Raw genomic sequence first — 13642 nt, 5'->3', positions numbered from 1 at the left:
AATGACAGCCCTTTTGACAAGGTTTATGTCGGATAAAAAAGCAAAACTCGCCCTTTCATAAAACTGCCCCGTAAGAACAACAAAAAACGCAGCAGCAGTCATCTTCTTCATTAACCAACAATTAAGATTATCTTATTAATGGATAACCATTGCTTAAACTGGTATACCCCACTATCATAATCAATTTCTTTATTGCGTATTGAAAAAATTCTCGTTCCGTATGAGTTTAGTGTTAATTCGTTTTCTGGGGTATTATTTTTAATCCCATACGCTTTAAAGTCAAAGAATATATCCCATATATCCTCTGATTTTCTTTTAAATGCTATCGACTCATAATCACAATCATCCTGGTAATAACCTAAATGCAGATGATATTTATCATCATACAAATTATCCATTAAGCACCTCTTTTTTTATCATTTAAATTTCGAAGATAAAAATCAACAATTCTTCTTCATATTCCTCAATAAAAAAAGTTTGTTCAATATGGTATTCAACAAAAATAGCGGTTAATGCTTCCGAACTCAACGACTCGCTACTTTCTTAACAAACTCATAATCTACATAAAACCGAATAAGCAGCAGAATAAGTAAATTAAATTATCACACCCAGAATATACAGAAACCGGCTATATTGCTTTCTATTTGCACTATTTATAGGAATGAGAGGAAAGACCCCGACCAATAAGGTTTGCAGAAACAGGGTTTATTCCAATATCCCTTGCCCAAATTGATAATTGTCCTATATGGTGAATTTCATGAGCAATAGTATGACGCATAATCTCACCCCAGGTATCCGTCACTATTCTTCCATCTGGTAAGGTATCGTAAAATATACGATTTTCCATACTGGCATCCCAATTTTTCACAAAGTTTTCTACTTCTAAATGAAATTCAGCGTCCAATTTTCGAACCTTATTCAAACTTTTATAACCATCGAAACTCTCTTGAAAGTCGGTTTTTCCTTGTAAGAGCCGTATCCAGCTCCATTCGACATCAACTATATGGAAAAGTGTATACAAAATACTTCCCATTCCACCCGTTCGGTTTTGCTGGAGTTCTTCTTCACTTAACTCTTCACACCAGCGATACCAGTCTTCTCTTACCATCCAGTTATATTTAAAAAAAATTTGCAAAAAAGCCCCTCCTTATTTAGGAAATAATTGACCTTGAAAAAAACAGTATAAAAGCAAAACGAAACATTGTTAATTATTACTATTTCACAATTATTATTAGAATTCCTTGTTCCACAAACCTGCCCTATAGTTTTTATAAAAAAAGCTGACCGGAATGGAAGCCTGTATTTAGCACCGATTTCTGGAAATAAAATTCTTTAGTACAAGGCATTAAATCTCTTTTACCATTTTAGTACTTCAGTTTCATAGTTTAAATGCCTATAGAAATTTACCGCACGATCATTCTTGGCAAAGACATCAGGAAGAGTTGATGATATCCTTTTTGCTGAGCCCAACTACTGCCTTCTCCATTATGCTCTTACCGATACCCTTCCCTTCACCTTTAGATGAAACTGCAATGGCTACTAGGTTCCTTGTTCTATACCGCTTAAAAAATCTTTATGTGGTTTTACTTCTATGAAACCTAATATATCATCCCTATCTCTTCCTCTGCCACAAAGATCTCTGTATAAAGTGAAGGATCGTTAAGAGATTCTTCAGCTATTTTTAATTGTGCCTCTTCCATTTTTTGAGGATCACGCGGCCATAAGGTCGAATTTCGCAAACCGTGTTGAAAGACTTACAAGAAAAGCTTTATCTGTCTCTTTATATGGTCTAATATTCATTCTATTCCCCTTTAAATTGAATTTTTTCTATCCATCAAGAATAAATAATTCTCCTCTCTTTAAAATAATCCCTTTTTTCGCTAACCTGCCTTTTTAGTAAAATAATAAACAGCCACCAAATATGGCAGCTGATCTTTAACATACACACAATTAATTGATAAACGTCCTTTTTCTTAGTGCAAAGTTTGGTTACGGATGAAACATCAATAAGACCATCTGAAATACTTAAATCCCTTTTCTTTGGGTAAGATAAAAATAAAGAGTAAAGATAAGGCAAGCTTTCCAGTTTACTCGCTTAAGCCCTGCTCCTTACTCGCATCCTCATTCAATTTTGAACCTATACTACAGATCAATTCACAGGGTAGCTGCAAATCTGCGGGTGTTTTTGTATTTTAAATTAGATATTTTCACAAGCACTGGGCATAATAATATCTGGAGTAAGGGCTTTGTATATTCTCCTTGTATATTGAATAAGTTTCAGCCCTTGCTCTTAGCAATATGAGGTGATATCATGCTTCATTGGATAGATCAACATATTTTAAACACTCCCTGGTTTTTACTAGCTATTTCAACAGTAATTTTTTTTACTTGGGCTATAGCTACTACCCTGGTATATATAGCGGGAAGAAAAGATTAATGAAACAAGATGCTTATTAATACAACTTCTTCGAACTTTGCAGGAACATTATAATTTTTAAATGTCTGGGAACAAAAAAGTAATACAACCTCTTTAGCGAAAGGCATGATTTTTGTGTTTAAGGATACCCGAATGCTAATTAAATGGCTAACGATATTTAATATAGCGAATATTATTATTGCTGCAGTAGTAGGACAATTGCAAACTGAATATCTTATACGTCGAATAAATAAAAATACAAATCGTAATAAGAATTAGCTAACCATGGTCACTTTTATTGTTTTACAATCATTAATACTCTTTTCTCTGTGTAACGCCTTAACTAGGAATTCCCTTACTCCTTTGTTTCAAAAGCACTATCTCCTTTAAAGTAAATAAAATGTATACGGCTCCTCTGATAAGCTTGCTCCAACCTGGTCCCTCTATAAGGGAATTTTTCAATGTTTATAATTAGGCTCATAAGCAATCACCTATAAATTTAGTCAAGCTTATAGATTTATTAACTCCTTCATGATAATCGTTTTTTTCAGCACATCCTTTTTTCCCTTTAATGGGCTTTTTCTTTTGTTGAGGAAATTTCCCCTTTAAATAAAATCCTACAATATGCTAATTTAGAATTGTCCCTTAACCATGCATTCTAGGAGGTATAACCATTAGTATAGGAGCCAAAGTTGTTTATAAAACTGACACATATACCGTATTATGGATATATGAAAGTGGTTTCTGTGAAATCAAGAAAGATTACCAAACAAAATTAGTTCCTCAATCAGAAGTTACACTTTTAGAAAGTTAGTTCTTTACTATTGCAGCGGTTAAGGGACATCACTTAATAATTGAAACCTATAACCATAAGGCAAAACCTTATTGAACCCCCTTTGTTTAATACCGTTTTCTCAAATCTGTCCTTTAGTTGAACAAAAAAAGCCGCCAGAAATGACAGCTGAATCTTTTCCCTTGTTTTGAATAGTTTATAAGCTGCCAGAATCCTTATAAGTGGACTTAAACACTTCCTCGAGCCAATAATGGTAACCATAAATAACAATTGATAGTGTGATGAAAATACAAAGACGACCCCAAGGAGTTATGTTAATCAATTGATAAATTTTTAATTTTTCCTGAAGGATAAAATGGACAGGGAAAATTGCAAACATAAAATCCAGTACAATATTAGTCACTAAGTAAATCCAAAACTTACCATATGTGAAGTAAAAAATCCATATAGTTACAATTAAAAAAGCACCTAGTATACCTGAAGCAAAGGAAGGTTTTAACCATGGTAAAATTGATTCTTTAATTATCCAGTGTTTTTGATTGTGAGCTATCAAGTTATAGAGAACCATTAGAAATGCAGCTAATATTGCAACAGGCATAAAACGCTTAATATCTTCTCTCTTTAAAAAGAATAATGTGAACCATGGAGCAATTAAAATTGTCCAAAGTACAACTTTACTTAACAAAATAAACCCACCTTCTTTTATTTTGTAGTTTCTCCTGGTAAAAGTTATTTATACCATAATTTATCAGCTGTATTATAAAAGATAATGCCCTTAGTCAAATAAGAAAAAGGCTGTATTTTTTAGCAGCCAGTTCTTTAAGGGAAGCACCCGGTAGTTTAAGCGAAACACTTCACAAAGCACTATAAAAAAGTGAGTTGCCAAGCAACTCCTTAGGTAAATACCAAATCCCTCTTATGATTTACAGTTTTGACGTTAATATTTTTCTTGAAGTAGAGTTGGTATGATTTATAAAATTTGTATCAGGCAGTCTCACTCCAGAACACGTTTCGTTTACAGAAAAATTATCGGAAGTGAAACGAGCTTATGCATCCAAGCTGTTGATGATAGCTAATACTTGATGATCTGTCCACTTTCCATTAATCTTTAAATTTTCTTTAGCTATACCTTCTTTTTTAAACCCCGCTTTTTCTAATACACGAATAGATGCTATATTATCAGGCATAGCTCCTGCTTCAATTCTATGTAGTTTTAATTCTTTGAAAGCAAAATCTACAACAAGTTGAAGAGCTTCTGTTGTATATCCCTTTCCATTATACTCCTTATCTAAAGTAAATCCCGTATAACAGCTTTGTTGGTCTCCCATAGTAATTTGAGTTAATGAAATGTCTCCGATAAGTTTATCAGTTGCTTTTAAAAAGATTCCAAAAGCATATAATTGCCCTTCACCTGTCTTTTTTAAAGCCTGTTCAATGCGTAATTTTTGATGTTCTTCCGTATAAAAGGCTTCCGGGAGTAACGGGCTAACTCGTTGAAAAAATTCGCGATTTCTAGTATGTAAGTTAGCTAACTCGCAGGCGTCAGAAGTTTTGTAAAGTCTAAGGTAAATTTGTTGTCCTACTAGCTCCATAAAACCCCTCCAATATCATTTTACAGCCATTTTATTCTAAATAGTCAAAAGTATGATATTAACACCTAGGTATTTACCATATTTCAGCATTTATTGTTATAATATAAATCCTTATTGACTAACCAGCCTCTTTAGTTCAAAAGAAAAAAGCTGCGTTTAGCAGCAGATTTTGAACATAAGAATCCGTAAGTTGAATTCAACAAAAATTGCATCAATCCTCCGTGGATCAACGCTAATAATAAAGTCATATTTAGCTTTATCTGATCTGTGAAACTTGATAATTATTCTTTCCGTTCTGTTTTGCTTGATACATAGCTTCATCAGCATATTTCAGCAAATTCCTGACATCCATATTGAAATCATCGCAAAAAGCAATTCCGATACTGGGAGTTATTGAGATAACAACATTCTGCACCGACACTTTATTAGATAGAATGTCGATGATCCGTTCGGCAACATGTTTTGCATTATCGATTGTCGTTTCCGGAAGTAAAATCGTGAATTCATCACCTGCAAGCCTGGCCACAGTATCCTTATTTCCTATACAACCTGTAAGCCTGCTCGCGACTTCTTTTAACAATAAATCTCCTAAGTCATGACCGAAGGTATCATTTATTTGCTTAAACCCATCTAAATCAAGATACAGTACTGCGACTAGCCCTTTATTGAAATTAGCTGATTCAATTGCATGATTAAGTCGTTCTTCAAATAATCTCCGATTTGGCAATTGGGTTAGAAAGTCATAATGAGCCATTTGTTTCAATATTCTTTCTGAGTTTTTACGATCGGTTATATCTTGTATTTGAGAAATAAGGAATAATGGCTTGTTCCCTTCCCGCACTATGGATACAGATAATAACACCCATACAATCTTCCCGCTTTTATGGACATACCTTTTTTCCATCTCAAAAGAGTCTCTTTTTCCTTCCACTAATTCTTGTGTGTAAGATAAATCAGTATCTAAGTCCTTTGGATAGGTTAACGTTTGAAAGTTCGTGGTAAGGAGCTCGTCCTCTGTATATCCAGTAATTTTAGTTAAAGCATGATTTACCCTAATCCATTTTCCCTCTAATGAGACTATCGACATCCCAATCGGAGCAAAAAAAAAGGCCTGATTAAATAAATCTATATTTTTAAACATATTTATATCCTTTTTATAAAAAGTTGAAAAGCATTCCCAATTTTTTTATTTTATCTCAAACTAAACTGGCAAGCAATAAATTTCAACTTTCCTGGTTAGCTTAACAGACAGAAAAGGGAGTAAGGAGAAAAGAGCTGCAAAAACCGTACGGAGTATTACTCACCATCATATATAAGTCGAGTAGAAGGGAGCCTTTCTACCTTGCGGTAAATTGTACTCCTCCCCCCTCACAGAACCGTGCTTGCGCTATTAACGCACACGGCTCCTCCTAGTTATCATTTACAGAATGTAGTTAATCTCTTTTCTAAGTTCATAGATATTCACTTTGATTCTTGGTGAAGGTAGTGGATATTTATTAAGAAAGAGCCTGAATTTATTCCATGTAAAGGATTTCCTTTGACTTCTTCTGTTTAGCCATTTAAATAGTAAGCGCTGGATTTTCTCTTTAAAGTTGTTAACAGTTTGGGTGTTATCAGTGATGCAATAATAGTTGTAATAACCTATTAGTGAGCGTTTAAATCTATCCATAATCATATGAATATCTTTATTCCTATTATTCTTCAGCCATTCTTTCGTTTCTTTTAGTTTACCTTGAACTTTCCTCCTGCTGGTTTTCCGCTTTACTCGGAAATTACCCTGTTTACTTACGCCACAATAGTGGGTAAACCCGAGGAAATCAAAGGTGTCTGGTTTGCCAGTCCCGTCACGTTTTGCATTCTTTTCCGCAAACCGTCCGAAGGGAATTATTTTAGTTTTATCCTCGGCTATTTCCAGGTTAAATTTCTTTAATCTCGCTTTTAATGAATGGAAGAATTGCTGGGCTTCACTTTTATTCTGAAAACAACAAACAAAATCATCTGCGTATCTAACTATATATGCTTGGCCTTTACATTGTTTCCTAACCACTTTTTCAAACCATAGATCAAGAACATAATGGAGATAGACATTGGCTAATATCGGAGATATCACTCCACCTTGCGGTGTACCATTGTCTGTCTTGTATTTCTTACCTTCCTCCATATATCCACCTTTAAGAAACCTGCTGATTATTCTCAGTAGGTTAGGGTCAGTGATTCGGAGTTTCAAGAATTCCATCATCCATTTGTGGTCAACGTTATCAAAGAATCCTTTAATATCTACATCGACTACATAGCTTACTGCTCTCTTCTCAATATATTGATTCAGTATTTTCAGCGCATCGTGGCAGTTTCTATTTGGACGGAACCCAAATGAGCAGTCTAAAAAGTCATTTTCATAGATGGCATTTAGTATTTTCGTAATGCCCTTTTGAACAATTTTATCTTCATGTTCCGGTATTCCCAATGGTCTCATCTTGTTTGAGTTGAGCTTTGGGATATACATTCGTCTTACTGGAACAGGACGGTAACTTTTGCTTTTAAGCCTACTTACTAAATCCTCTATGTTTTCTTCTAGGCTGTCACTGTATTGTTCTTTTGTCGTTCCGTTGATACCAGTTGCCTTTTTATTAGGCAATTCATGATGACACTGAGTTAAAGATTGCTCATTCAATAAATGTGCAAGAGAGGTAAACTTCATTTTAGGCTCAGATTTTGCTAATTCTGCTATCCTTAGTAGTTTTGTTTCCATTTATTATTCCTACCTCTGTGTGTAGTAAATGTGTCCCTAGTAAGGGTGATAACTGGTAGCTAGCCTTCCCTCCATCGGCATTACCCAACTTCATTGGTACTACGCTGCTATCCGACTCCCTACCATCGGCATTTGGTTTCCTTGCTTGTTATCGCTTGTAGACCATACTCTTCAGAAGAAAAGACCGGTAGGGTCTCCCGAGTTGCCGTATCATATCAATGTGTAACGTGCCAAGGTCTCTGACTCCAGAGAGGTCTTACCCTTCTTGCCTTTGACAAAGGATAAAATGTAGCTTTCTGCACGCAGGTAAGGCATCAGCCCTCTCGATTTACAAACGTTTATGGAGCTCAATCCCTTCAACCATATGGCTTTCGGCCCGCCACCTAACTGTCTACGCTTAAAGACTAAAGTTACCTTTAGCCCTCCAAGACTCGCTACGAGCGAATGGCTAGTTCTTACTCGGCGGGAATCCCACCCGCTATATGATACGACCTACGCTCGGCCGCACACCTGCCCCGTTTGTTCAATATGAGTAAGAAATTGCGGCAGTCCAAGTGACATTGAAATTGACAGCATCTTGGCACTACATTTTATTTGCACAATATTTATCGTTCCATTATAAATTATAAAGTCTAGAAAACATAAAATAAGTTAAAAACCTTATAGGAAAATGACCTGTGCCAATTCACACGTCATTTTTATGCCCTTTATCCAATAAATCACCCCGAAACGGAACCCTTTTCCTTAGAGTGGAGGCTTCTTTTTCGACGTTATTCATTCTGAGTCTCTTGTCTCCAGTTTTATCTCCTTTTACTGCCAAGTTTCAGTAAAATCAGCCGCTGGGCTGGCATCCTTCATGCTCTGCATCAATTATCCAGGATATGATGGTCGTACTGTCCCGGACATCCCTATCTTTTATTATCTTTAATAGCTCACGGACCCCATCCTCATTCCCGAATAAGCTAAAAAGATTAAATATTTCTCTTGGTTCAGCAAAGTTGGTGTTGGGACATTCCGTCAGCCCATCTGTTGTTAAAAAAATATGATTCCTGCCTCTTCTGAGCTCCTTTGTACCCGAGCTATAACAGGGAACCGGCAAATCAAACGTATTGACTTTGCCCACCCATTCATAAAAACTTCGGTGGTTTTGCTGATATTCGTTAAATGCAGCCAGTTCAGGGTGGAATAAATGCAGAATACAATCCCCGATCGATAGCCACCAAAGAAATGAGCCTTTTCTGATCACACATAAAAAAGCTGTTTCACCTTTAATCCTTCTGCATTCCTCCTTGAAACCCTGACTTTTAAATTGTTTAAGCAGTAATCCGCCAACTTGTTCAAACACTTCCCGGGGCGGCAGCACTAATAAAGCAATGATTTCCGTTTTCATTGATTTGACCGTTTGAATAACTAACTCAGCGCTTTCCGCAGTAGTATGGGCATCCAGTAAAATAGTAAACTCCCAATCTTCGTTATTACCTGTCCATAACAGGCAGCCGTCTTCATTTTTATTTTGCCCAGCATTCCTGTTTCCGCCGAAACGCCCTAATACCATTCTACCGATATGCTGAATGCTTATTTCATCCAGGTAAGGCTCCTCACTGCCAACCCAGGAATATTCTAATAAATTCATTGAAATGGCCCCTTCCATGTTTTAACATAATAATATTTATTAATAAGAATATGTCAACAAAAAAGAGAACCTCAATGGTCCTCTAAGCAATACTTCTTCACTTTTTCCCCTGTCACTCTTGTAATTAGAAAGAATCAGCTTCCAGCTTGTAAATCGATCAAAGGAAAATGTCTGTTTATTAACACCAATAAGGGCCCTAAACAGGCCCTATCTTTATTTCTTCAAACGATACACTCTAGCTTCATAAGGCTTGAGTGGCAGATTTTCAATTTCTTCATTTTCATCTGCATTCAGGTTGGAAATCAGCAGTTCCTTAGAAGAGTACCGGACATGGACTGGAAGTTTAAAGTCAGGAGTTTCTTCACTGAAGTTGCAGATCACAAGCAGCTGGTCATCTCCAAGAGTTCTTGTAAAGGCGAAGATCTGCTCATCTTCTTCCATGATTAAATCGAATGTGCCATAAACAATCACTTCATTTTGCTTTCTAAGCTGAATGAGCTTTTTATAAAAATGGAAGATGGAATCTTCATCTTTAAACACTGCTTCAGCGTTAATTCTCTCATAATTTGGATTCACATTAATCCAAGGCGTTCCGTCGGTAAAGCCTGCATTCGGGCTGGCATCCCACTGAACAGGCGTTCTCGCATTATCCCGGCCTCTCTCATGAATGCCTTTAAAGATTTCATCATGTGTTAGGGAATCCGGTGTAAGATCACGGTATGCATTTAACGTTTCGATATCACGGTAATCATTGATATCAGTGAACTTTACATTTGTCATGCCGATTTCTTCGCCCTGGTAAATATAAGGCGTCCCCTGCATCATATGCAGACATGCCGCAATCATCTTACCAGAAATAACGCGGTATTCCTCTGATTCATTTCCCCATCTGGAGATGGCACGAGGCTGGTCATGGTTGCTCCAGTACAAGCTGTTCCATCCATCTTCCTCCAGACCCTTTTGCCACTTGCTGAAAATCTCTTTCAATTCAGTCAGTTTCCAAGGACGCGGATCCCATTTGCCGTATTGCCCGTCGCCAAGCCCTACATGTTCAAAATGGAAAACCATATTCAATTCATTTCTGTCTTTGCCTGTATAGAGCTTGCCTTCTTCTACTGTTACACCCGGCATCTCCCCAACCGTAATGGTATCATACGGGCTAAGGGCTTCTTTGTTCATTTCCTGCAGGAATTGATGAATTCTTGGTCCATTCATATAATACTTGCTGCCGTCCCCATATTTGTGTCCTTCACGAATCTCCCCCTGTGGATAGCTGGTATCTTTTGAAATGAAATTGACGACATCCATGCGGAAACCATCAATCCCTTTGTCCAGCCAGAAGCGCATCATATCATACACTTCATTTCTTAATACAGGATTTTCCCAATTCAAGTCAGGCTGTTTCTTACTGAAAAGGTGCAGGTAATATTCACGTGTTTCTTCATCATATTCCCATGCACTTCCGCCAAACGCAGCGCCCCAATTCGTAGGAGGTTCGCCGTTGTCTGTTTTCTTCCAAACATAATAATCTCTGTAGGGATTATCTTTGGATTTTCGTGATTCCTGGAACCACTGGTGTTCATCGCTTGAGTGGTTGACAACGAGATCCATCATGATTTTGATGCCGTGCTCATGGGCTTTGTCCAGCATACCGTCGAAGTCATTCATATTTCCGAACTCGTCCATGATATTGCGGTAATCTGAGATGTCATAGCCATTATCATCATTAGGCGATTGGTAAACGGGGGATAGCCAGATGACATCGATCCCCAGTTCGCTTAGATAAGGAATTTTTTCAGTGATTCCGTTGATATCTCCAATCCCATCCCCATTGGAGTCATTAAAGCTTCTTGGATAAATTTGATAAATGACACTTTCTTTCCACCATGTTTTGTTCAATTTATTACAACTCCGATCTAAGAATAATATTTATTTTATAAAACCTTTCATTACATCGCTTATAATCCATTTCTAGGCAAAGGTATACATAATAATCATAGTGCAAGTGCCATTAAGCAGGACGCAGATGAAAGATCTGTGCTGAAATGGGCCTTGGAAAATATACAGGAGTAGCGGCAGTGTGGCCATTTTCCGGTCGCTGATCAAAACGAGGTGCAGCATGTAGTCATTCCATGCACCAAGACTTGTGATGATTGCCACCGTTGCATTCAGGAATAGCACGAATATAGCCAATATAGATAAAAATAATATCGGAAAGATTGAAAGCGATATACAAAATGATCAATCCAAGCAGCTCATCCATACCCCAGGCACTCGTTTGCATGACAAGCTGCTGAATGAAGATCGGGAAAGGAATGGACATTGAATTTAAATTTGTTATTTGTTATTTAGCTCTCAATTACGTAAACGTTTACGTAATTAAGCCGAGAAAAAGAGAGTTATTTTTTCCTCTCTTTCACACTCATTCTTTCAATGATTCTATGCGGCATAATCCGGCTTTCCGGAATTTCGCCAGTTTCCATTATGGTAAAGAGCATTTCTGCGGCAGCCTCACCCATTTTTGCGAGAGGCTGTCCCACTGTTGTCAGCGGCGGAATGGACATCTCAGCAAGGTTTAAATTATCGTACCCCATAACAGATATCTCATCCGGGACCTTAATTCCTAATTGATAAGCTGCTGATAAGGCCCCGATAGCCATTTCATCACTTGCTGCAAATATCGCTGTAACATCCGGGAACTGCCCGATTAGCTTTTTCAAGCCCTCGATCCCATCAGGAAATGCAAATCCCCTGCTGAACACAACATTTTCGGAACCCAGCGATATGCCATGATCTGAAAGAGCTTTCTTAAAGCCTTCAATCCTCGGAATCCCCGCGATGATATCATCCTTTTTTCCGCTTATCATTCCAATTTTGGTATGCCCCTTGCCGATTAAATACTTGGCTGCAGCATATGCTGCATGAAAATCGTTGACCTTTACAAAAGGCACAGGGTACGCATAGGACTCGGTTGAAAGCAAAATAATCGGCATCTTGGTTTTAGCTACAAATTGATAATACTCTTCTTTTAATATTTCACTTGCAAAAATTATCCCGTCTACCCTTTTTTCGATAAGCAGCTGGAGATATTTCATCGTTTTTTCGCCATTTGATTCTGTATGGCAGACGATCACACTGGAACCATTGTCATTTGCAGCCTTTTCAATGCCATCCAGCAGATCGGTAACCAGAGAACTGGAAAGCTTCGGGAAAAGCACCCCAATCGTATGTGTTCTTTTGTTAATTAATCCTCTTGCCACTGCGTTTGGCTGGTATCCCAGCTCTTCAATCACTTTAAGAACCTTGAATTTTGTTTTTTCCGAATAGCCTCCCTGGTCATTCAAAATCCTGGAAACGGTTGCAATGGAGACATTTGCTTTTTTGGCAACATCTTTGATGGTATTAGTCATATCCCACCTGCTTAAAATTGATGTATTATTTTTGGTGCGAAAACGTTTACGTTGTAACATTATCATCCCTTGTATGCATTTTCAATATATTTTTTATGATTTTTTGAAATTAGTATATCCATGAATTAATTAAAAAGGAGCCTAAAGGGGCCCCTTTCAAGAGTATATTCTGCGCTCTAGAAGCTTATTTATTTTTACAAATTAGTCCTTAAATGACTTCTTAATTATAAAAACGGGCTAATTCAATAACCGCACTCCCGATCCTCTCGGCTTCCGGAAAAATGACTCTTTCAATTCCTTCTTCATGTAAAGCTTGTGCAGTTACTTTTCCAACTGATAAAGCCACAACCTGTTCTGATAGACAACTTTTCAATTGCGTATCTGCCTTCTTTTTCCGGGCGAAGGTGAATAAATTCCTTACTTGAGGTGTGCTGGTGAAAAATACTGAATCAAGCTTTCCGTCAAGGAGCTCGGACAGCAGCTGATTCATTACATTTTCATCAGGAGGAATATGGGTATATGGCAGTATTTCTTCATAGTCCGCATGGTTATCTTCCAGCCACTGTTTAAGGCGTGGTGCCGGGTCCCCGTGAAGCTGCAGGGCTACTTTCCGGCCTGTTAGGGAATGAGCTGAGAACTCTCGGATTAAGCCTGCCGTACTTCCGTCATCATCCCGCACTGAAGGTGTGATATCAAGTTTTTTCAGAGTATTAACGGTTTTATAACCCCTTGCTGCAATATTTGCTTTTTGCAGGCTGTTGATTAGGGCGTCACCCTCATTCATATCAAGAGCCGTTTGATATATGGTTTCGACCCCGATTCCGGTAGTAAAAATAATCCATTCAAAGCTTTCCTTTATTAGCAGTCTTACATGATCCTGGAGTTTATCGTCTTTGAGCAGTGTTGTCCCCTGGGCTGGCCTGCTGAAGGCAATCCCTCCCTGATTCTCCACCAATTTGCCAATTTCTTCTATTTTCCGAGAACCTAAAAGTGCAATCCTTTTGCCAGCAAGCTTCCTCATCTTAATCCCCCTAGAAATGTATCTTTTT

At 37.6% G+C, this 13642-nt stretch carries 11 protein-coding genes; all 11 read right to left on the bottom strand.

Going from position 1 to position 13642, the window contains the following annotated elements; genetic code table 11:
- Nucleotides 1-110 precede the first annotated feature (110 nt).
- Nucleotides 111-398, bottom strand: coding sequence for a DUF3986 family protein (locus tag A361_RS11620; protein WP_009334891.1), 288 nt, complete (start codon nucleotides 396-398; stop codon nucleotides 111-113).
- 251 nt (nucleotides 399-649) lie between these two features.
- Nucleotides 650-1135, bottom strand: coding sequence for a DinB family protein (locus tag A361_RS11615; protein ID WP_019383537.1), 486 nt, complete (start codon nucleotides 1133-1135; stop codon nucleotides 650-652).
- 2270 nt (nucleotides 1136-3405) lie between these two features.
- Nucleotides 3406-3894 carry a hypothetical protein gene (locus tag A361_RS11610; RefSeq protein WP_019383533.1) on the bottom strand — a complete coding sequence of 163 codons (489 nt, stop codon included), beginning with the start codon at nucleotides 3892-3894 and terminating at the stop codon, nucleotides 3406-3408.
- A 361-nt stretch (nucleotides 3895-4255) separates the two neighbouring features.
- Nucleotides 4256-4801: a GNAT family N-acetyltransferase gene (locus A361_RS11605; protein ID WP_009330420.1), complete on the bottom strand. Its 546-nt coding sequence runs from the start codon at nucleotides 4799-4801 to the stop codon at nucleotides 4256-4258.
- A 256-nt stretch (nucleotides 4802-5057) separates the two neighbouring features.
- Nucleotides 5058-5942, bottom strand: coding sequence for a GGDEF domain-containing protein (locus A361_RS11600; protein ID WP_019383532.1), 885 nt, complete (start codon nucleotides 5940-5942; stop codon nucleotides 5058-5060).
- A gap of 279 nt (nucleotides 5943-6221) precedes the next feature.
- Nucleotides 6222-7550, bottom strand: a complete 1329-nt coding sequence (gene ltrA / locus A361_RS11595) for a group II intron reverse transcriptase/maturase (RefSeq protein ID WP_019382772.1) — start codon at nucleotides 7548-7550, stop codon at nucleotides 6222-6224.
- A gap of 832 nt (nucleotides 7551-8382) precedes the next feature.
- On the bottom strand, nucleotides 8383-9183 hold the full coding sequence (locus A361_RS11590; RefSeq protein WP_019382748.1) for a protein phosphatase 2C domain-containing protein: 801 nt from the start codon (nucleotides 9181-9183) through the stop codon (nucleotides 8383-8385).
- Nucleotides 9184-9396: 213 nt separating this feature from the next.
- Nucleotides 9397-11082: a glycoside hydrolase family 13 protein gene (locus tag A361_RS11585; protein ID WP_019382749.1), complete on the bottom strand. Its 1686-nt coding sequence runs from the start codon at nucleotides 11080-11082 to the stop codon at nucleotides 9397-9399.
- A gap of 226 nt (nucleotides 11083-11308) precedes the next feature.
- The gene (locus A361_RS30225; protein ID WP_026041784.1) at nucleotides 11309-11506 is read right to left on the bottom strand and encodes a hypothetical protein; all 198 of its coding nucleotides are present in this window, start codon (nucleotides 11504-11506) and stop codon (nucleotides 11309-11311) included.
- A gap of 76 nt (nucleotides 11507-11582) precedes the next feature.
- Nucleotides 11583-12593 (bottom strand): LacI family DNA-binding transcriptional regulator, encoded by a 1011-nt coding sequence (locus tag A361_RS11580; RefSeq protein ID WP_009330424.1) that lies wholly within the window; start codon nucleotides 12591-12593, stop codon nucleotides 11583-11585.
- A gap of 220 nt (nucleotides 12594-12813) precedes the next feature.
- Nucleotides 12814-13614, bottom strand: a complete 801-nt coding sequence (locus A361_RS11575; protein ID WP_019382750.1) for a uroporphyrinogen-III synthase — start codon at nucleotides 13612-13614, stop codon at nucleotides 12814-12816.
- Between the last annotated feature and the right edge of the window lie 28 nt (nucleotides 13615-13642).

This window comes from Cytobacillus oceanisediminis 2691, from assembly GCF_000294775.2.
Classification (GTDB): domain Bacteria; phylum Bacillota; class Bacilli; order Bacillales; family Cytobacillaceae; genus Cytobacillus; species Cytobacillus pseudoceanisediminis.
The sequence above is the reverse complement of the archived record's forward strand: the minus strand, read 5'-3'. Positions and strand labels throughout refer to the sequence as shown.

What these genes read in the sequence shown, in the direction of transcription:
- A361_RS11600 (WP_019383532.1), bottom strand. Translation starts at nt 5,942, where the DNA reads ATGTTTAAAAATATAGATTTATTTAATCAGGCCTTTTTTTTTGCTCCG.
- A361_RS11590 (WP_019382748.1), bottom strand. Translation starts at nt 9,183, where the DNA reads ATGAATTTATTAGAATATTCCTGGGTTGGCAGTGAGGAGCCTTACCTG.
- A361_RS11620 (WP_009334891.1), bottom strand. Translation starts at nt 398, where the DNA reads ATGGATAATTTGTATGATGATAAATATCATCTGCATTTAGGTTATTAC.
- A361_RS30225 (WP_026041784.1), bottom strand. Translation starts at nt 11,506, where the DNA reads ATGTCCATTCCTTTCCCGATCTTCATTCAGCAGCTTGTCATGCAAACG.
- A361_RS11580 (WP_009330424.1), bottom strand. Translation starts at nt 12,593, where the DNA reads ATGACTAATACCATCAAAGATGTTGCCAAAAAAGCAAATGTCTCCATT.
- A361_RS11605 (WP_009330420.1), bottom strand. Translation starts at nt 4,801, where the DNA reads ATGGAGCTAGTAGGACAACAAATTTACCTTAGACTTTACAAAACTTCT.
- ltrA (WP_019382772.1), bottom strand. Translation starts at nt 7,550, where the DNA reads ATGGAAACAAAACTACTAAGGATAGCAGAATTAGCAAAATCTGAGCCT.
- A361_RS11575 (WP_019382750.1), bottom strand. Translation starts at nt 13,614, where the DNA reads ATGAGGAAGCTTGCTGGCAAAAGGATTGCACTTTTAGGTTCTCGGAAA.